General features: G+C 68.1%; 21 protein-coding genes. 10 read left to right on the top strand and 11 right to left on the bottom strand.

Features of this window, described 5'->3' with window-relative positions; all coding sequences use genetic code 11:
• Positions 1-79: 79 nt before the first annotated feature.
• Positions 80-787, bottom strand: coding sequence for a rhomboid family intramembrane serine protease (locus QO015_RS21500; RefSeq protein WP_266284281.1), 708 nt, complete (start codon positions 785-787; stop codon positions 80-82).
• 463 nt (positions 788-1,250) lie between these two features.
• Here QO015_RS21500 and QO015_RS21495 point away from each other — a divergent pair, with 463 nt between their 5' ends.
• A complete protein-coding gene (locus QO015_RS21495; RefSeq protein ID WP_266284279.1) occupies positions 1,251-1,901 on the top strand; it encodes a PAS domain-containing protein in 651 nt (216 codons plus the stop codon).
• Between the two features lie 16 nt (positions 1,902-1,917).
• Here QO015_RS21495 and QO015_RS21490 read toward each other — a convergent pair whose 3' ends face one another.
• The gene (locus tag QO015_RS21490) at positions 1,918-2,925 is read right to left on the bottom strand and encodes a LysR family transcriptional regulator (RefSeq protein ID WP_266284277.1); all 1,008 of its coding nucleotides are present in this window, start codon (positions 2,923-2,925) and stop codon (positions 1,918-1,920) included.
• A gap of 68 nt (positions 2,926-2,993) precedes the next feature.
• On the opposite strand from QO015_RS21490, the gene QO015_RS21485 reads away from it, so the two are divergent.
• The 3 genes from QO015_RS21485 to QO015_RS21475 all read left to right on the top strand — a co-directional run bounded on the left by QO015_RS21485 (position 2,994) and on the right by QO015_RS21475 (position 5,231).
• Positions 2,994-3,473 carry a cupin domain-containing protein gene (locus QO015_RS21485; RefSeq protein WP_266284275.1) on the top strand — a complete coding sequence of 160 codons (480 nt, stop codon included), beginning with the start codon at positions 2,994-2,996 and terminating at the stop codon, positions 3,471-3,473.
• Between the two features lie 72 nt (positions 3,474-3,545).
• Entirely contained in the window at positions 3,546-4,154 is a 609-nt protein-coding gene (locus QO015_RS21480; protein WP_266284273.1) for a PilZ domain-containing protein, read from the top strand.
• A 459-nt stretch (positions 4,155-4,613) separates the two neighbouring features.
• The gene (locus tag QO015_RS21475) at positions 4,614-5,231 is read left to right on the top strand and encodes a transglutaminase-like cysteine peptidase (RefSeq protein ID WP_370877441.1); all 618 of its coding nucleotides are present in this window, start codon (positions 4,614-4,616) and stop codon (positions 5,229-5,231) included.
• 27 nt (positions 5,232-5,258) lie between these two features.
• Here QO015_RS21475 and QO015_RS21470 read toward each other — a convergent pair whose 3' ends face one another.
• The 5 genes from QO015_RS21470 to QO015_RS21450 all read right to left on the bottom strand — a co-directional run bounded on the left by QO015_RS21470 (position 5,259) and on the right by QO015_RS21450 (position 8,365).
• The gene (locus QO015_RS21470) at positions 5,259-5,780 is read right to left on the bottom strand and encodes a gamma carbonic anhydrase family protein (RefSeq protein WP_266284270.1); all 522 of its coding nucleotides are present in this window, start codon (positions 5,778-5,780) and stop codon (positions 5,259-5,261) included.
• A gap of 17 nt (positions 5,781-5,797) precedes the next feature.
• Positions 5,798-6,130 (bottom strand): DUF6949 family protein, encoded by a 333-nt coding sequence (locus QO015_RS21465; protein WP_266284269.1) that lies wholly within the window; start codon positions 6,128-6,130, stop codon positions 5,798-5,800.
• Positions 6,131-6,329: 199 nt separating this feature from the next.
• Positions 6,330-6,545 carry a DUF3126 family protein gene (locus QO015_RS21460; RefSeq protein WP_266284267.1) on the bottom strand — a complete coding sequence of 72 codons (216 nt, stop codon included), beginning with the start codon at positions 6,543-6,545 and terminating at the stop codon, positions 6,330-6,332.
• Between the two features lie 108 nt (positions 6,546-6,653).
• Positions 6,654-7,481, bottom strand: a complete 828-nt coding sequence (gene cysE, locus QO015_RS21455; protein ID WP_266284265.1) for a serine O-acetyltransferase — start codon at positions 7,479-7,481, stop codon at positions 6,654-6,656.
• A 125-nt stretch (positions 7,482-7,606) separates the two neighbouring features.
• Positions 7,607-8,365: an alpha/beta fold hydrolase gene (locus QO015_RS21450; protein ID WP_266284263.1), complete on the bottom strand. Its 759-nt coding sequence runs from the start codon at positions 8,363-8,365 to the stop codon at positions 7,607-7,609.
• A 153-nt stretch (positions 8,366-8,518) separates the two neighbouring features.
• Here QO015_RS21450 and QO015_RS21445 point away from each other — a divergent pair, with 153 nt between their 5' ends.
• The 3 genes from QO015_RS21445 to QO015_RS21435 all read left to right on the top strand — a co-directional run bounded on the left by QO015_RS21445 (position 8,519) and on the right by QO015_RS21435 (position 11,310).
• Positions 8,519-8,767 (top strand): zinc-finger domain-containing protein, encoded by a 249-nt coding sequence (locus QO015_RS21445; protein ID WP_266284261.1) that lies wholly within the window; start codon positions 8,519-8,521, stop codon positions 8,765-8,767.
• 9 nt (positions 8,768-8,776) lie between these two features.
• Positions 8,777-9,943, top strand: coding sequence for an FAD-dependent monooxygenase (locus QO015_RS21440; protein ID WP_266284260.1), 1,167 nt, complete (start codon positions 8,777-8,779; stop codon positions 9,941-9,943).
• Between the two features lie 164 nt (positions 9,944-10,107).
• Complete coding sequence (locus tag QO015_RS21435) at positions 10,108-11,310, top strand: sensor domain-containing phosphodiesterase (RefSeq protein WP_266284258.1); 1,203 nt, start codon at positions 10,108-10,110, stop codon at positions 11,308-11,310.
• Positions 11,311-11,322: 12 nt separating this feature from the next.
• Here the strand turns inward: QO015_RS21435 and QO015_RS21430 are convergent, their stop codons facing one another.
• Positions 11,323-12,072, bottom strand: a complete 750-nt coding sequence (locus QO015_RS21430) for an SDR family NAD(P)-dependent oxidoreductase (protein WP_266284256.1) — start codon at positions 12,070-12,072, stop codon at positions 11,323-11,325.
• A 136-nt stretch (positions 12,073-12,208) separates the two neighbouring features.
• Here QO015_RS21430 and QO015_RS21425 point away from each other — a divergent pair, with 136 nt between their 5' ends.
• The gene (locus QO015_RS21425; RefSeq protein WP_266284254.1) at positions 12,209-12,811 is read left to right on the top strand and encodes a TetR/AcrR family transcriptional regulator; all 603 of its coding nucleotides are present in this window, start codon (positions 12,209-12,211) and stop codon (positions 12,809-12,811) included.
• Positions 12,812-12,823: 12 nt separating this feature from the next.
• On the opposite strand, the gene QO015_RS21420 is transcribed toward QO015_RS21425, so the two are convergent.
• Complete coding sequence (locus QO015_RS21420; RefSeq protein ID WP_266284252.1) at positions 12,824-14,410, bottom strand: AMP-binding protein; 1,587 nt, start codon at positions 14,408-14,410, stop codon at positions 12,824-12,826.
• 206 nt (positions 14,411-14,616) lie between these two features.
• Here QO015_RS21420 and QO015_RS21415 point away from each other — a divergent pair, with 206 nt between their 5' ends.
• A complete protein-coding gene (locus QO015_RS21415) occupies positions 14,617-15,369 on the top strand; it encodes a PadR family transcriptional regulator (RefSeq protein ID WP_266284250.1) in 753 nt (250 codons plus the stop codon).
• An 18-nt stretch (positions 15,370-15,387) separates the two neighbouring features.
• Here QO015_RS21415 and QO015_RS21410 read toward each other — a convergent pair whose 3' ends face one another.
• Both QO015_RS21410 and QO015_RS21405 read right to left on the bottom strand, forming a co-directional pair.
• The gene (locus tag QO015_RS21410) at positions 15,388-16,200 is read right to left on the bottom strand and encodes an SDR family NAD(P)-dependent oxidoreductase (protein ID WP_266284249.1); all 813 of its coding nucleotides are present in this window, start codon (positions 16,198-16,200) and stop codon (positions 15,388-15,390) included.
• 80 nt (positions 16,201-16,280) lie between these two features.
• Positions 16,281-16,895: a TetR/AcrR family transcriptional regulator gene (locus tag QO015_RS21405; RefSeq protein WP_266284248.1), complete on the bottom strand. Its 615-nt coding sequence runs from the start codon at positions 16,893-16,895 to the stop codon at positions 16,281-16,283.
• Positions 16,896-17,025: 130 nt separating this feature from the next.
• On the opposite strand from QO015_RS21405, the gene QO015_RS21400 reads away from it, so the two are divergent.
• A complete protein-coding gene (locus QO015_RS21400; protein ID WP_266284246.1) occupies positions 17,026-17,157 on the top strand; it encodes a hypothetical protein in 132 nt (43 codons plus the stop codon).
• The last annotated feature ends 22 nt before the right edge of the window (positions 17,158-17,179 follow it).

Raw genomic sequence — 17,179 nt, 5'->3', positions numbered from 1 at the left:
GAAGGTGGACCGGTCCGGGCACCTCGAACGAGGATGATGAGCCTCGCCCGCCGCCATTGCAAGCCGGGCCGTCGCCGCGTCAGGCGGACCGGCGGGCGACGGGATCGAAGATCGGGAAGAACAGCAGGCCGATCACGAAGCCGCCGAGATGCGCGTCCCAGGCGATCTGGCTCGACTGGACGCCTGGCGGCGTGAAGAACAGGCCGAAGACGAAGTTGAACGCGAACCAGACGAGCAGGAAGCTCATCACCCGGCCGTTGCGTATCATTTCGGGAATGGTCAGCGCGGGCCGGTGATCGGCCTCGGGGTTGAACGCCCCGCCGCCGCCGAGGCGGGCGCCGGGCGAAAACTGGAACCGGGCGGCGGCGGCCATCTGCGCCGAGATGGCGGCAGAGGCGCCGACCAGCGGCGAGATGTCTCCCGGCGCCAGCATCAAATGCGCGGAAGCGCCGGCGGCGGCGCCGAGCAGCGAGAAGCCGGCGAAGCGCAGCGTACCGAAGCGCCGCGCCAGAGGCGCGCCGAAGGCGGTCAGCCAGAGCACGTTGACGCTGACATGCATCCAGTCGGCATGCAGGAACGCATAGGTGAAGAAGGTCCAGACATCGCCGGCAATGCCGCCCGGCCAGTCGAAATCGACCCCGCCGGGCATGGTGATGCGCAGCGGCACGAAGGAGAAGGCGGCGATCACCCAGCCGTTCCAGTCGTCCGAGAGCAGGTAGACGCGGATGGCATGGATGGCGAGGAGCAGCACGACCGATCCCACGATGACCGGCGGCAGATTGAACACGGGCTCGCGCGCCGTCTGGGGAGATCGTTGCAGCATGGGAGGGAGATAGCGGGGCACCGGGGCCGGCACAAGGCGCGCGGACGCCGCGCGGCCGATGGCGACACCTTGCCTCGCCCGGCGCGGCGCCGGACGCGCCTCGGGCGCGGAAAAAACTGAAAACATGGGGCCGTCCGGCGCGACCGCGAGCGGCGCGCACAAACGGCCCCAGTCACGCCCCGTCTTTACCCCCCGGTCAAAGACGCCCCGTGAACGCGACAGGATTGCCATGCGGCAAACGAATTCGCAACCATGTCACCGAGGCGCACGTGAGTCGGTCCTGTTGATCGTCGGGCGCGGGTTGGCACGGCATGTGCAGACCCTGCATTTACCATGTTGGCGGGGGGCCAACTGTCCCGAAACCGCACATATCGGCGCGGTGACGGTCGTTGCCGCCCCGAAGCCGGACGAGACGTCGAAGGGCGGAATGAAGCATCGCAACACCCGTGAACTCTACGACTACTGGTCGCGCCTGCGCGGGCCCAACGCCGCGCCGCAGCGCGGGGCCATCGAGCCGGCGGAGATTCACGGCCTGCTCGGCGACACCTTCATCCTGGAGAGCGCCGGCCCGACCCAGTATCCCTTCCGCCTCGCCGGCACGCGGCTCTGCTCGCATTTCGGCCGCGAGCTCAAGGGGCGCAATTTCCTCTCGCTCTGGGGCGACGAGGACATCGAGGCGATCGACACGCTGCTGACCGCCGTCTGCGTGGACGCGGCGGCGGCAGTGATCGGCGTCGAGACGCTGAACGATCGCGGCCAGACGGCGCCCTGGGAGATGGTGGTGCTGCCGCTTTCGCGCGGCGGCAAGCTTTATGACCGGATCCTCGGCCTGATGGCGCCGCTCGACCGGCCCTACTGGCTCGACATCCACCCGGTCATCCGCCAGTCGATCACCAGCCTCCGCCTGATCTGGCCGGACGAGCGGCCGGTGCTGCTCCACCCGTCCATTCCCGCGCCGGGCGCCCCGATGCTGCGGACGTCGCGGCAGGAGGATGCGCTGCCCGAAATGCCGGCCGGCGCGCTCGCGGGCGGTCGTCGCCATCATCATCTGGTCGTCTTCGACGGCGGCAAGCGCTGACCGCCCGGCGGCGGCATCAGCCCTCGTCGCGCGGCATCCAGCGGTCGGCAGTCCGGTCATAGCCGAGCCGCCTCACCACAGAGGCGATCAGGCCGCGCAGCCACCGATGCTCGGCCGTCTCGTTGTGGCGCAGATGCCAGTAGAGGCTGAGATTGGGCACGCTGATGGGAAGCGGCGGCCGGTAGACGCCGAGCCCGAGCGTCGGCGCGACCCGCTCGGCGAACTGGCACGGAACGACCGCCACGATCCCGCCCTCGGCGACGGCGAGCGCGACCGCATGGAAATGCGGCACCGCCAGCGTGACGCGACGCGCCCGCCCCACGGCGCCGAGCGCGATATCGGTCGCGCCCGAGAGGCTGCCGTCGATCGAGCGCAGCGCATGCGGCAGCGCGCAGAAGAGGTCGAGCGGCATCACGTCCCCGGTCGCGAGGCCGGCCTCGGCGAACATCGGCTCGTCGGGCCGGGCGATGACGGCGAAGGGCGAGCGGAAGAGCACCTCCGAGACCATCCACTCGGCCTGCGGCAGCGGCCGCTCGACGGCGATGTCGATGACGTCTTCCATGAGCAGCCGCCCGACATCGCCCCGCGCGCTGTCGAGCATCCGCAGACGCGCGCGCGGCGCGAGCAATGCCAGCTCGCGGCTCAACGCCGGCGCAAGCTCCGTCGCGAAGAAGTCGGCGCCGAGCAGCGTGAAGGTCCGCTCGATCGCCCCGGGTTCGAAGCCGTGTCCGGAGCCGAAGGCGGCCTCGAGCAGCGCCATGGCCTGTCGCACCTGCTCGCGGAGATCCTCGGCGCGCGGCGTCGGCACCATGTCGTTGCCGACGCGGATGAAGAGCTGGTCCCCGAGCGCATGCCGCAGCCGGTTGAGCGCCGCGCTGACGGCGGGCTGGCTGAGGCCGATGCGTTCTCCGGCGCGGGTGACGCTGCGCTCTTTGAGCAGGGCATCCAGCACGCGCACCAGGTTGAGGTCGAGAGCGCTGAAATTCATCGGGTGGATCGAGCCCATACGATCATTGGATTTCATGCCGGCGACCGGGAGGACTAACACCGCCTCGACGAGATCATCGTCAAACGAGATGAAGGAGAATGATCGTGTCGAGCATCGCGCATCCGCGCCAGCCCAGTCCCCGCCAGTACTTCCTCAATACAAGCATATCCATCCTGGTCTCGCACCGGGACAGCGAGGACGGCGTCGCCGTCATCGATCACCACGCGCCCTTCGGCGACTCGCCGCCGCTGCATTTCCACCGCAACGAGGACGAAACCTTCGTGATCCTGTCCGGCACGGTGCGCTTCGAGGTCGGCGGCAAAATCCGCGTGCTCACGGCGAGCGAGGCGATCGTGGTGCCGAAAGGCGTTCCCCACAGTTTTCGCGTCGAGTCGGTCGACGGAGCGCGCTTCCTCACTGCCACGCGTGGACCGGATTTCGAAGGACTGGTGCGAATGGCGGCCCGGCCGGCGGATAGCGACGCGCTGCCGGCCCCGATGACGGTGACGCCCGAGATGGCGGAGGCGCTGGCGAGCCTTTGCGCCGCGAACGGCATCGACGTCGTCGGACCGCCCCTCGCCTGAGTGTAGAGAAAGCGCACCACTCGTTAAGGGAGATCGGCTAGTCTCTCCCGATAGCGTTCCGCGGGCCCATCCATGATCGAACTGGCGACGGCGCACAGGCCGACCCTCGACAATTACGACCGCCGCCGCTACCGGCGCTACGAAGTCGTGCTTCTGGGCCGCTACATGCTCGAATCGCGGCGGGAATATCCCTGCCGCACCATCGACGTATCGACCGACAGCCTGTCGCTCGCCGCCCCCGTCTCCGGTGCCGTCGGCGAGCGGATCATCGCCTATATCGACCAGCTCGGCCGCATCGAGGGCGAGATCACGCGCCAGACCGACCAGGGTTTCGGCCTCGCGATCACCGCCACCTTGCGCAAGCGCGACAAGCTCGCCGCGACGCTCGACTGGCTCGCCGAGCGGCAGCTTTCGCGCGGCATCGACGAGCGCAACGGCAGCCGCATCGTGCCGCGCAATCCCTTCTCGCAACTGACGCTGCCGAACGGGACGCATCAGCGCTGCCGCGTGGTCGACCTGTCCATCACCGGCGCGGCGCTGACCATCGCGTCGCGGCCACCGGTCGGCACGCCGGTCGCCCTCGGCAGGCTCGGCGGACGCGTCGTCCGCCATACCGAAGACGGCCTCGCGCTCGTCTTCAATACGGTCCAGAGCGAAACCAACCTGCGCGCCCTGTTCTGACCGGAGGCTCGGCGCTAACAGGCGGGCCCCGGTCCATCGCGCCGCCCGCGCGCCAGCCGTCCGCGCCGCCTCCCGACCTTCTCCACCAGACGATAGCCTCGCGATGACGGCTGGCCGCGGTCGCGCCTCTTCGGCACTGCCGACAGGGGCCTGACCGGCCGCCCGCCCCTCCGCCCTTGCCGGTTCGATCCGCTGCGCGCCCGCGTGGATCGCAGCCTCTTGCGCCCTGCAAACTCCATCGCCAGCCGCCTCGAAAATTGCCGCGCGGGTTAACCTTAACAAAAGGTTACGCTTGCCGGCCGAACGCGTTCCCGCCATAGTCTTTAACGAAAGGTTAACACGAAGACTAAACCTTTCGACGAATTCGAATTGTGTTGGATTTGAATTCGCACTCGCTGATTAGACGAACGGAAAAACTCCGGCGTCATGGTCAAATGAGTGTCAGGGGAATTGGCGATTATGTATTGCGTTCGCTATGCGGCCTCTGTTCTGGCGTTTGCTCTTCTCGCAGTCGGCACCATCGCCGCGGCGAACGCCCAGGGCCAGACGGCATTCATGCAGGTTCTTGGTCGGACCACGCAGCCCATTGGTCATCATGACCTCTGCGCCCGCCTCCCCGCCGAGTGCCGCGAGCGCACCGCCGACGCCCGCCCCGTCCAGCTGACCCCGGCACTGTGGAACCAGCTCATCGCGGTCAACGACAACGTCAACACCGCCATCCAGCCCGACACCGACAAGGACATCTACGGCCGCGAGGAAGTCTGGACCTATCCCGACGCCGGCAAGGGCGACTGCGAGGATTTCGTCCTGCTGAAGCGCCGGGAGCTGATGCAGAAAGGCTGGCCGGCCGGCGCGCTGCTGATCACGGTCGTGCGCCAGACCAATGGCGACGGCCATGCGATCCTCACAGTCCGCACGGATCGCGGCGACCTCGTGCTCGACAATCTCGACGGCCGCATCAAGCTCTGGAACCAGACCGACTATCAGTTCGTGAAGCGCCAGTCCGACACCGACAGCGGCCGCTGGGTCTCGATCGAGGACGACCGCGCGCTGATGGTCGGCTCGATCAAGCGCTGATCGTCGCCGAACGCGGTCGGGAACCCCTCAGGCGAAGCCGCGCGCGAAGCGCTTCCAGTTCTCGACATAGCTGCGGGCCGATTGGCTGAGCCGCTCGATCTGCTCGTCCGACAGCGTCCGCACGACACGGCCGGGCGTCCCGATGATCAGCGATCCGTCGGGATATTCCTTCCCTTCCGGTACCAGGGCGCCCGCCCCCACCAGCGAATTGGCGCCGATCCGCGCTCCGTTGAGCACGATCGCCCCCATGCCGATGAGGCTGTTCTCGCCGACCGTGCAGCCATGCAGGATCGCGCGGTGGCCGATCGTGCAGCCGGCGCCGATGGTGAGCGGGAAGCCCATGTCGGTGTGCAGGACGGAATGTTCCTGGATATTGGTCGCGGCGCCGACGACGATCGGCTCGTTGTCGCCGCGCAGCACGGCGCCGAACCATATGCCGACATCCTCGCCGATCTCGACATTGCCGATGACGCGGGCGTCGGGGGCGATCCAGAAGCGGCCCTCGGCAGGCAGCCTCGGCGCGACACCATCGAGCGTGTGAACGGCCATGGCCGCGATCTCCTTCATCAAAGGCCTGCGCGGGCCGCCAGCACGAAATCGAGCAGCAGCAGGCCGGAGCAGGCGCTCCACATCCCCGCGATCAGCGCGCTGCCGAGCAGCCAGACGAGCATGTCGGCTTCCTTGCGCGCCATCGCGATCGCGTTGCGCATGATGATGAACGGTCCGGAGACCGCGCAGAAGAGGAAAGTGAGGAAGACCGCCGGCACGGAGGGGCCGAGCAGCCTGAAGCGCGCCGGCTCGGACGTCACCAGCTGGTAGAGACTGCCTGCGAGGCCCGCGCTGACGAAGCCGGTGGCGATGCAGAAGCCGAGAAGCATGAACTGCACGGAAAGCGGCATCGGCACCCCTGCGAAGCCTCGTGGCCGTAGTCACATCGAGGCTGGCAAGGCAAGGCCCGTGCCGGGACGTCCGATGGGCGGAAAGGCGGGGGTTTCCGCCGTTCCCGCGCGCGGCCGCGGCACAGGGCGCCGCGGCGTTATGGTTACTGTTCCGTTAAGGGACAGGGTTAACGAAATGTGACCGGCTTTGGGACGCCGCTCACACCTCTTCGAGGTCGATGTCGAGGATCGCCATCGTGAAGTTGTAGGAGAGCTCGCCCTCCTCGTCGTCGCGGAACAGCACGCCCACGAACTCCTCGCCGAAATAGACCTCGGCGGAATCGTCCTTGCGCGGACGCTGGCGGACGGTGATGTCCTTCATGTTGAAGCGGCGGCGGAAGAAGCCCTCGAGCTTCTGGATCTCCTTGCGATCCACGATGATCTCCATGATCGGGGAAACGGAACGGCTGCGCCGCGCAGAACGCGACGTCGACCCGGTACGCCGCCCCGTGCGACGCTTCCGGCACCATATGAAGGACTGCTTCTACTCGCCCTGGCCGGACAGAAGTTGGTCCATGCTGCGCGACGGTTCGGCGCAGGGCGCGCGGCCCACCACCTTGGCCGGCACGCCGGCGACCGTCGTGTTGGGCGGAACGGCATGCAGCACGACCGAACCCGCGGCGACGCGCGAGCAATGGCCGATCTCGATATTGCCGAGCACCTTGGCGCCGGCGCCGATCAGGACGCCGTGGCGGACCTTGGGATGACGGTCGCCGATCTCCTTGCCGGTGCCGCCGAGCGTGACGCCCTGCAGGATCGAGACGTCGTCCTCGATCACCGCCGTCTCGCCGATGACGATGTCGGTGGCGTGATCGAAGAAGATGCCCTTGCCCATGGGGACGGCCGGATTGATGTCCACCTGGAACACCGCCGACGACCGGCTCTGCAGGTAGTAGGCGAAATCGCGCCGGCCGCGCCGCCACAGATAATGGGCGAGGCGATGCGTCTGGATGGCGTGGAAGCCCTTGAAATAGAGCACCGGCTCGATGGCGCGGTTGCAGGCCGGGTCGCGGTCGACCACCGCCTGGATGTCGACGCGCACGGCGGCGGCGAGCGCGACATCGCCGCCATAGGCCTCCTCGAAGGCCTGCGCGATCAGGTCGGCGGAGAGATCGGGATGATCGAGACGCCCCGCGATGCGATGGGCGACGGCCGATTCGAGCCGGTCATGCGACAGGATCGAGCCATAGATGAAGGTCGACAGGGCCGGCTCGGCCCGCATGATCTCCTCCGCCTCGGCGCGCATGCGCGACCAGAGGGGATCGAAGCTCGCGAGGCCTTCGCTGCCGAGACGAGAAGTGACGAACGACATGGCGTCTCCCTGCCGGGCTCCTGTCCCGGCTCTTTTCGCGCGGGACCTTATCATGAGGCGTCGATGCCACAAAATGGCGCGATGGGGGTAAATCCGTTCGGAGCGCCCCGGTTGCGATCGGGCGCTCAGTCGCGGCCGCGGCGGGCGAGGAAATCGAGCACGCCTGCCTTGTAGACCTTGTCGCCGACGGCGAGCATGTGGTCGCGCTTGGGGATATCGAGCACCTCGGCGCCAGGAATGAGATCGGCGAGAGCGGTCGCCGAGCCGGCGATATCGTCCTTCTCGCCGACCGCGATCAGCAGCGGCACGCGCAGCGAGGCGAGGTCGTCGGCCGGGATCGGCTGGCGCGTCGCGCGCATGCAGGCGGCGAGCGCCACGCGGTCGCTCTTCGTCTGGTCGGCGAACTTGCGGAACATGATGCCGACGGGATCGGTGAGCGCTTCGGGATGATCGGTCTCGAGCGCGTCCACCACGGGACCCCAGGGGCCGACGCCGGTGACGATGCCGTAGCCGAGGCCGCCGAAGACGAGGGTGCGGATCATCTCGGGATGAGCGAGGGCGAGGAAGGCGGCGATGCGCGCGCCCATCGAATAGCCCATCACGTCGGCGCGCTGGATGCCGAGATGAACGAGGAGATTGCGCGCATCGTCGGCCATCACGGCGGGACGATAGGCGTCGACCATATGCGGCTTGTCGCTCGCGCCATGGCCGCGATTGTCGAGCGCCACCACGCGGCGCCCGGCCTTCACCAGCGTGTCGACCCAGCCCGGATTGACCCAGTTGGTCCGCGCGTTCGACGCAAAGCCGTGGATGAGCAGGATCGGCTTGCCCTCGCCCTCGTCGAGAAAGGCGATGCGTTGACCGTTGGACGTGAAGGAGAGCATGGGGAAAACCGGCGGCAGCGAGAGGTGCGCCCTTATGGCGGAAGCGGATCGCCGCGCCAAGGTGTCGCCATCCGGCGCGGCATCACGGTCTGTTCATCGGCGGCGCGAGGCTCTAGTGTCGCGCCCACTGTCGTCGAACGAGCGGAATCCGCCATGGCCGAGCACGTCATCCCGCATTTCCACAACGATTCCGGCGTTGCGCTGATCGAAATCGGCGTGAAGGAATTCATGTGCGTCGGCGCCAAGCCGCCCTTCGACCACCCGCACATCTTCATCGATCTCGGCGCGGCCGACGAGCGTGTCTGCCCCTATTGCTCGACGCTCTACCGCTACAATCCGAGCCTGCACGGCACCGACACGCTTCCGCCCGGCCATCTTTTCGTCGAGCCCATGGCGGCCTGACGAGCGGCTGTGCCTTCCGACATCGCGATCGCCGGAGGCGGCATCGCCGGACTGACGGCGGCGCTGCTTCTCGCACGCGCTGGCTTTCCCGTCACGATCTTCGAGCGCGCCGCCGGCTTCTCCGAGGTCGGCGCCGGGCTCCAGATCTCGCCGAATGCCGGGCGCATCCTCGACAATCTCGGGCTCGGCCCCGCGCTCGACGCCGTCGCGACGCGCCCGCTCGCGATCGAGATGCGCGGCGCGCACAGCGGCCGGACAATCGTCGCCTTGCCGCTCGCGGCGGCGGCGCAGCGCCATGGCGCGCCCTACCGGCTTCTGCACAGGGCCGACCTGCAGGCAATCCTCGTCGATGCCGCGCGCGCCGATCCTGCCATCACCATCGAGACCGCGACGGATGTCGCGCCGCTCGGCGAGGACGCGGACGGGGTCCGCATCGCCGCGGGTGGCCGGGAGCGCCGCTTCGATGTCCTGATCGGCGCCGACGGCGTGCGCTCGCGAATCCGGGCCCATATCGGCGGCGGCCCGGCCGAGCCGACCGGACGCACCGCCTGGCGCATCACGATTCCCGCCGACGAGGCCCCCGCCGCCATCCCGCGCGACCGTGTCACGGTCTTTCTCGGCGACCGCCAGCATGTCGTGGTCTACCCCGTCAGGGCGGGCAGGGAGATCAACGTCGTCGCGATCATCGAGGAAGGCTGGCGAGGCGAAGGCTGGAGCGAGCCCGGCGACGCACGGATCCTCGCCGGCCATTTCCGCGGCGCGGCCGACGGTCTCGCGGCGCTCATCGCGACGGCCGGCACCTGGACGCGCTGGTGCCTCGCCGGCGTCGATGCCCGCGGCCCCTGGCAACAGGGGCGCGTGGCGCTGATCGGCGATGCCGCGCATGCCATGCTGCCCTTCCTCGCCCAGGGCGCGGCCATGGCGATCGAGGATGCCGCGGTGCTGACGCGCATGCTGCTGCGGCCGGATCTGCCGGCCGAAGTCGCGCTCGCGCGCTATGTAGAGGAACGTCGGCCGCGCGCCGCGCGCGTTGCCGATGCCGCCCGGCAGAGCGGCGCGATCTATCACATGAGCCCCCTCGCCGCCCCGTTCCGCGACGCGACGATGAAGGCGCTCGGCGGCGAAAGGCTGCTCGCCCGATATGACTGGCTCTACGGCTGGCGCCAGAACGGCTGAGGCGGAAGCCGCGCAGGCTCCGGGCAGACAAGGCCAGCGACCGGACGGATGGCATGCGGCCGCGTTCAGATGGAAGTCTTGAAAAACTCTCCCGATGCATAATTCATTAGGAGTGGCCATCGACTATCGCCGTGTTGCGAGTAATAGACGGGAATCGACAGAACATGACGGACACCCTGCCCGAAGACTTTCTCGATCGGGCATTGTCGGCGATGCGTCAGCATCTTGGGATGGATGTCGCCTATATCTCGCAAATGAAAGGTGACCTTACGATTTTCAAGAAAGTCGACGCGCCCGGTCTCGAGCATTTGATCAGGCCCGGCGACATTCGCTCGCTCGACGACGTGTATTGCCGACACATCCTGGAAGGCCGCCTGCCTGAACTCATCCCCGACACGAGCGCGCTGCCGCTGGCCCGCGCCATGCCGATCACCAGCGCGGTCCCGATCGGGTCGCATCTGAGCGTCCCGATCCGCGACGAAGACGGGACCGCCATCGGCATGCTCTGCTGCCTGGGCGTCCGGCCGAGGACCGACCTTTCGGATCGCGACCTCGGCTTCATCCGCATTTTCGCGGATGTCATCGGCCATCAGGTCGCGGACAACGCACGCGAGGAATGGGAGCGCAGCGAGCGGACCGACCAGGTGAGACAAGCGCTGGAGGATCGTGCGTTCTCCTGCGTCTATCAGCCGATCTGGGACCTGCGCACGTTCAAGCCTGTCGGCCTCGAGGCGCTGGTGCGCTTTCTGCCCAGCCCCTACAGACCCCCCAACGAATGGTTCGCCGACGCCGAAGCTGCCGGGATCTCGGTCGATCTCGAAGTGGAGGTATTGCGACGCGAGATGAATGCACTCGAGGTCATGCCGCAGGACCTCTATCTCTCGCTCAACGCCTCGCCGGCCCTCGTGCTGAGCGGCCGCCTCGCCGAGCTTCTGGCGCCGGCACAGCCCGAACGGATCCTCCTCGAGATCACCGAGCACGCGATCATCGACAATTACGACGAACTCGCGGACGCGCTGGCGCCGTTGCGCAAGTCCGGAATCCGGGTCGCCATCGACGATGCCGGCGCCGGCTATTCGACACTGCAGCACATCCTGCGGCTCGCCCCCGACCGCATCAAGCTCGACATGAGCCTGACGCGATCGGTGGATACCGACCCGGCCCGCCGGGCGCTCGTGTCGGCGATGGTGCTGTTCGCGCGCGAAACGCAGGCGATCCTGATCGCCGAGGGTATCGAGACGCGCGGCGAGTTCGAGACACTGGTCGAGCTCGGCGTCGGCAAGGGCCAGGGCTATTTCCTCGGCCGGCCCGACCGGCTGGTCAGGACCATGCAGGTCATCAAGTCGCCGCCCGGCGCCCTGGCTTGAGAGTAGCCGGCTTCAGCGCGCGCCGAAGCCGCCGTCAGCGTCGAGCACGGCGCCGGTGACATAAGACGACTTCTCCGAACCGAGGAACACGATGGCCTGAGCGATTTCCTCCGGCGTGCCGGCGCGCTGCAGGGGGACGGCCGAAATGAAGGCCGATTTGGCGGCGGCATCGCTGCCGACCACCCGGTTCATCATGTCGGTCTCGACCGGTCCGGGCGCAACCGCGTTGACGCGTACGCCCGAGCCCGCCGCCTCCAGCGCGCCCGCCTTGGTGAGGCCTTCGACCGCGTGCTTGCTCGCCGTATAGATCGAGACGCCGCCCATGCCGCGGTGACCGAGCAGCGACGAAACATTGACGATGCTGCCCTTGCCGCGAGGAAGCATCACGCGCAGCGCATGCTTCATGCCGAAGATGGTGCCGAGAACATTCGCGTCGAACACCTCGGCGACACTCTCGTCCGTCTGGTCGGTGAGCGGACCCGGGCGCCCTTCCGTGCCGGCATTGTTCACGACGACATCGACATGGCCGAAGCGCTGCACGGCGACGTCGATGAGGTTGCGCATCTCCTCGTCGCGTCGGACATCGGCGCGGACGAATTCCGCCTCGGCGCCACGATTGCGCAGCTCCTCGGCAAGCGCGCTGCCCGCCTCCTCGCGGCGTCCCGAGACGACGACCTGCGCACCCTCGTCCGCGAAGGCGAGCGCGGTCGCGCGGCCGATGCCGGCGAGAGCACCCGTGATGACGACGACCTGTTGGCTCATGTTGAACTCCTGCGATCTCTCCGGCTGAGGCGCCGGGTCGCCATTGAATATGGACGACCGTATTGCACTGCAAGATGAAATATGGACGTACGTACATTTTTCTCCGGAAGACCGCGGCCGGGCTTGACGGCGCACGATGGACGCACATATTGCGCGCATGGCGAGACCATCGAACCGCGAGAAGATTTTGGCCAGCGGCCTCGAGGTCGTGCATGCGCACGGCTTCGCGGGAGCGAGCGTGCGCGACATCGTGCAGGCGGCCGGCGTTCCACAGGGCTCCTTCACCAACCATTTCGGCTCGAAGGAGGCTTTCGGCCTCGAGATCATCGACCGCTATTGCGAGAGCGGGCGGGACATCGTGGCCGAAACGCTGCTCGACGACACGCGCTCGCCGCTGGCGCGGCTGGCGGAGTTCATCGATCGCGGCAAGGAAAAGCTCGCCTGCAACGAGATGCGCGACGGCTGCCTGCTCGGCAATCTCGCGGCGGAGGCGAGCCACGACAGCGAGCCGATGCGCGAAAAGCTCGACGCCGCCTTCGCCGACATCGCCGGCTCGATCGCCTATTGCCTGAAGGCGGCCGTCGAGGCGGGCGAGGTGCCGCGAGACCTCGATGTCGAGGGCACCGCCGCCTATATCGTCGCCTCGGTCCAGGGGGCCAATCTTCTGGCGAAGATCCGCCGCGACCCCGCCCCGGTCGATCGCTTCAAGACCATCCTGTTCGAGAAGGTGCTGCGTTAGCGCCGCCGCGCCTCACCGCGCCTTCGCGATCTCCGCGATCGCCGGATAGTCCGTCTTGCCGGTTCCGAGCATCGGCAGCGCCTCGACGTGGACGATGCGCCGCGGCAGCATGATCTCCGCGACGCCGTGGAGGCGCGCCGCCTCGACCAGCGCATCGCGGCTCGCCCCTGCCCGCTCGGTCACGAGCACGAGCTGCTCGCCCTTCTTCTCGTCCGGGACCGCGACCATGGCATGCGCCTCGTCGGGCCAGACCTGCGCGACATAGGCCTCGGCCGCGGCGAGCGAGATCATCTCGCCGCCGATCTTGGCGAAGCGCTTGGCGCGGCCGCGGATGGTGATGTAACCCTCGGCATCGACCTCGACGATATCGCCCGTATCGTGCCAGCCGTCGGCCGTCGCTTCGAGCACGCCGGGCTTCTCGACCCGGATATAGCCCATCATGACATTCGGCCCCGTGATCCAGAGCCGCCCGCCCTCGTCAAGCCCCGGCACCGGCTCGAGGCGATAGGACATGCCCGGCAGCAGCCGCCCGACCGTGCCGTCGCGATGATAGAGCGGCGTGTTGGCCGCGATGACGGGGGCCGCTTCCGTGGCGCCGTAACCCTCGAACAGCTCGATGCCGAAGCGGTCGCGCCAGAGCGTGCGCGTCGCCGGCTTGATGCGCTCGGCGCCGAGCACGACGAGGCGGAGGCTGGCGAAATGATCGTCCTCCGCCTGCCGGCCCCAGCCGGCGGCGAAGGTGTCGGTGCCGATCAGGATCGTCGACTGCGATTCCTTGATGAGCGCCGGGATCTGCTTGTAGTGCAGCGGCGTCGGATAGAAGAAGACGCGCATGCCGATCGAGAACGGCGCCACCAGGCCGACGGTCATGCCGTAGGAATGGAAGACCGGCAGCGGATTGAACAGCGAATCCTCCGGCGACAGCGCCAGCGTGCGCAGGAACTGCTCGACATTGCAGAGGATGTTCTCGTGGCTGAGCGCGACGCCCTTCGGCACGCCTTCCGAGCCCGAGGTGAAGAGCAGCACGCCGACATCGTCGGACTTCGCCCCCGTCCGCGCATGGATGGAGCGGGCGAACCAGGACGAGACCACGCCGGCGAGCTTGTCGAAGCGCGATAGGCGCTTGCCGACATCCTCAAGCCAGACGATCGTCACCGTCTTTTCCAGCGCCGCGACGAGCTCCTCGAGCTTGCCCTCGGCAACGAAGCGGCGCGAGGTAACGACGACGCGGATCTCGCCGGTCACGCAGGCCGAGGCGATGTTCTTCGGTCCGGCCGTGAAATTGAGCATGGCCGGCACGCGGCCGAAGGCGGACAGCCCGAAGAACACCGGCGCGACCGTCGCGACATTCGGGAGCAGGATGCCGACCCGCTCGCGCGGCTTCGTCAGCCTGGCGAAGGCGCGGCCGAGCACCATCGCGCCGAGCACGACGCGATCATAGGTGAGCGGCTTTCTCTGCGTATCCTCGATCACCGGCCGGCTGCCGCCGAAGCGGGCGCGCGAATCGAGCAGCATCCCGAACAGAGTCTTCTTCCAGCGACGCGGATCGAGCGGGATGGCGGCCGTCGCAGGGCTGGGCGTGTCGGTCGGCATGTCCATGATGCGGCCTCGCGCGGGATCGGGTGGGCCGGCCGCGACCTCCCTATCGCAGCCGGCGGCGGATCATCGCCACCAAAGGCCACTCTACTATGACGGCGGTCACAGGCGCGACCTCTCAGATTCCGATCCAGATAGCTCGTAAGATATATCTTGACGCTCGCTGATTTCGATCGTACTTACGATATATCGCAACGAGGAACATACCTATGAGACATTGTCACCACGACCATCATTCCCGCCATCACGGCTTCGGCCGCCATGGCTCCCATGGCGGAGGCACCCATGGCGCCGGCCCCCGCGGCCACGAGCGCGGACCGGAGGACTTCGCCGGCTTCCTCGCCTTCATGTCGCGGCGCGGCGGGCCATTCGGCGGCGGCCCCTTCGGCGGCAAGGGCCCGATGGGCGGCCGCGGCGGCGACGGCTTCCGCATCGGCCGCATGGTCGCCGACGGCGACCTGCGCCTGATCGTCCTCGCCCTTCTCGAAACGCAGCCGCGCCACGGCTACGACGTCATCAAGGCGATCGAGGAGCTGACCAGCGGCAGCTACAGCCCGAGCCCCGGCGTCATCTACCCGACCCTCACCTTCCTCGAGGAAGGCGGCCACGTCTCCTCCGCCAGCGAGGGCAACAAGAAGGTCTATTCGATCACTGAGGCCGGCAAGGCGCATCTCGAAGCCAACCGCGCCGGCGTCGACGCGGTGATGGAGCATCTGGAGCGTATCGGCCGCCGCATGGCGGAGGCGCGCGCCTGGCTCGGCCGCGAGGACGGCGACCGCCGCGGCCCGGACCGCGACCTCGAAGGCGCGGTGCCGGAGCTGAACGAGGCGCGCCGCGCCCTGAAGCACGCCATCAAGTCCGCCCTCCACGCCTCCGAGGACGAACAGCGCCGCATCGCCGCCATCCTCCTCGAAGCCGCGAAAAGCGTGCAGCCGAAGGGCGACGACCCGGTCGATATCTGAGGCGCGACTGCGAACGGCTCAGGCTGCGGAGGCGGCCTGGGCCGAAAGCCGCGCCGCCGGGACGCGCCGCGACAGGTTGGGACCAAGCGCATGGCGCGCGGCCTCGAAGGCCTCCCAGTCCGCGACATCGGGCAGCGAGGGGATGGTGACCAGTTCGCCCTGGTCGAGGCCGGCAAGCGCCGCGTCGACCATGGCGCCCGTCTCCATCACGATCTCGGGCGGCAGGTTCGCGAGCGGCAGCCCGGACTTGTCCCAGAGATCGGTCGCCGTCGCGCCGGGCAGGACGGCCTGAACGCGAACACCCTTGCTGCCCAGTTCCGCATGCAGCGACTGGCTGAAATGCAGCAGGAACGCCTTGGTCGAGCCGTAGACGCCGGGGAAGCGCTCCACGATCAGCGGAACGATCGAAGCCACGTTGATGATCGTGCCGCCGCGCGCCGCGAAGCCGGGCGCCGCCGCCAGCGCGAGCCGCATCGGCGCGACGATGTTGAGATCGAGCATCGCCTCCATCTGGTCGGGATCGGCCGAGACCAGCGGACCGCCGCCGGCGATGCCGGCATTGTTGAGGAGAAGCGTGATCGCAGGATCGCTTCTCAGGCGCTCCTCGACCACCGCGAGATCTGCCTTGCGGGTCAGGTCCGCCGCCAGCACCTCGACCGAGCGACCGGTTCCGCCTCTCACCTTCTCGGCCAGCGCCGAGAGCTTCGCCGCATCGCGAGCGACGACAACGAGGTCGAAGCCCCGCGCCGCAAGGCGCTCCGCATAGGCCGCGCCGATCCCCGCCGACGCCCCCGTCACCACCGCGACGCCGCGCCCTTCCACCTTGCTCATCACGATCTCCATCACCCATGCAGCCCGAAGCCGACCATCGGCCGCTGCCGCATTTTAGATGATGATCATCATCTATAAGGTCAAGACGGTTTGGGCGAGCTTTCTGGATCGTCCGGCGCACGGGCAGCGATGAGCGCATCGCGGGTCGCCGACAGGATCTCGTCGGAGAGCGGCGAGCCGGCGGAGGCGCGGGCGAGCAGGACGCCGCCGACCATGCTCGCCAGTGTCGACAACGCCTCGGCGCGCGTGGCGTCCGGCGGCAGCACCGTCGCGATCGCGCCGACCATGCGCTCGACGCTGGCGCGATAGGCATCGTCGACCTCGGGCGCATCGGCCCCGCGTGCGTGATCGACGAGCGCCGCAACCGGGCAGCCATGTCCCGGATCGTCCCGGTGGGCGGCCGAGACATAGGCCGACACGAGATCGTCGAAGGCCTTGCCGCGATCATGCGCGGCCTCGGCGAGCGTCGGGGCCAGCAGGTCTGCGAGCTCGGACGACGCCGCGCCGATCGCCTCCGCCGCCAGCGCCGACTTGGACGCGAACTGGCCATAGAAGCCGCCATGCGTCAGCCCGGCGGCGGCCGTCACTTCCGGCACGCTGACACCGCCGATGCCACGCTCCCGGAACAGCCGCGCCGCGGCGGCAACGATCTCGCGACGATGACGCTCGGCGTCCTTCTTCGATGCACGCGGCATGGCCCGGCCCTCCTTCGCCGGATCATATATGATCACGATCATCAAAGGCTAAGGCGGCGTGTCGAGACATGAATGGCAGAGTCACGCCGCGGGTCGGCAAGAGTGCGGAGCCGCAGGCCTGAACGGAGCGTTGCAGGCGCTGAAGCACGCCATCAAGTCCGCGCTCCACGCCGGCGAGGACGAACAGCGCCGCATCGCCGCCATCCTCCTCGAAGTCGCGAAAAGCGTCACGACGAAGGGCGAGGATCCGGTGGATCTTTGAGCGGATTGCGGCCTTGGCTCAG

It is taken from the genome of Kaistia geumhonensis (assembly GCF_030815145.1).
In the GTDB taxonomy this organism is placed as follows: Bacteria; Pseudomonadota; Alphaproteobacteria; order Rhizobiales; family Kaistiaceae; genus Kaistia; species Kaistia geumhonensis.
Note: the sequence above shows the minus strand (reverse complement) of the source record. Positions and strands in the feature narration are given on the sequence as shown.

What these genes read in the sequence shown, in the direction of transcription:
- QO015_RS21490 (WP_266284277.1), bottom strand. Translation starts at nt 2,925, where the DNA reads ATGAAATCCAATGATCGTATGGGCTCGATCCACCCGATGAATTTCAGC.
- QO015_RS21430 (WP_266284256.1), bottom strand. Translation starts at nt 12,072, where the DNA reads ATGAGCCAACAGGTCGTCGTCATCACGGGTGCTCTCGCCGGCATCGGC.
- QO015_RS21415 (WP_266284250.1), top strand. Translation starts at nt 14,617, where the DNA reads ATGAGACATTGTCACCACGACCATCATTCCCGCCATCACGGCTTCGGC.
- QO015_RS21475 (WP_370877441.1), top strand. Translation starts at nt 4,614, where the DNA reads ATGTATTGCGTTCGCTATGCGGCCTCTGTTCTGGCGTTTGCTCTTCTC.
- QO015_RS21480 (WP_266284273.1), top strand. Translation starts at nt 3,546, where the DNA reads ATGATCGAACTGGCGACGGCGCACAGGCCGACCCTCGACAATTACGAC.
- QO015_RS21450 (WP_266284263.1), bottom strand. Translation starts at nt 8,365, where the DNA reads ATGCTCTCCTTCACGTCCAACGGTCAACGCATCGCCTTTCTCGACGAG.
- QO015_RS21465 (WP_266284269.1), bottom strand. Translation starts at nt 6,130, where the DNA reads ATGCCGCTTTCCGTGCAGTTCATGCTTCTCGGCTTCTGCATCGCCACC.
- QO015_RS21470 (WP_266284270.1), bottom strand. Translation starts at nt 5,780, where the DNA reads ATGGCCGTTCACACGCTCGATGGTGTCGCGCCGAGGCTGCCTGCCGAG.
- QO015_RS21445 (WP_266284261.1), top strand. Translation starts at nt 8,519, where the DNA reads ATGGCCGAGCACGTCATCCCGCATTTCCACAACGATTCCGGCGTTGCG.
- QO015_RS21425 (WP_266284254.1), top strand. Translation starts at nt 12,209, where the DNA reads ATGGACGCACATATTGCGCGCATGGCGAGACCATCGAACCGCGAGAAG.
- QO015_RS21410 (WP_266284249.1), bottom strand. Translation starts at nt 16,200, where the DNA reads ATGAGCAAGGTGGAAGGGCGCGGCGTCGCGGTGGTGACGGGGGCGTCG.
- QO015_RS21420 (WP_266284252.1), bottom strand. Translation starts at nt 14,410, where the DNA reads ATGGACATGCCGACCGACACGCCCAGCCCTGCGACGGCCGCCATCCCG.
- cysE (WP_266284265.1), bottom strand. Translation starts at nt 7,481, where the DNA reads ATGTCGTTCGTCACTTCTCGTCTCGGCAGCGAAGGCCTCGCGAGCTTC.
- QO015_RS21495 (WP_266284279.1), top strand. Translation starts at nt 1,251, where the DNA reads ATGAAGCATCGCAACACCCGTGAACTCTACGACTACTGGTCGCGCCTG.
- QO015_RS21435 (WP_266284258.1), top strand. Translation starts at nt 10,108, where the DNA reads ATGACGGACACCCTGCCCGAAGACTTTCTCGATCGGGCATTGTCGGCG.
- QO015_RS21405 (WP_266284248.1), bottom strand. Translation starts at nt 16,895, where the DNA reads ATGCCGCGTGCATCGAAGAAGGACGCCGAGCGTCATCGTCGCGAGATC.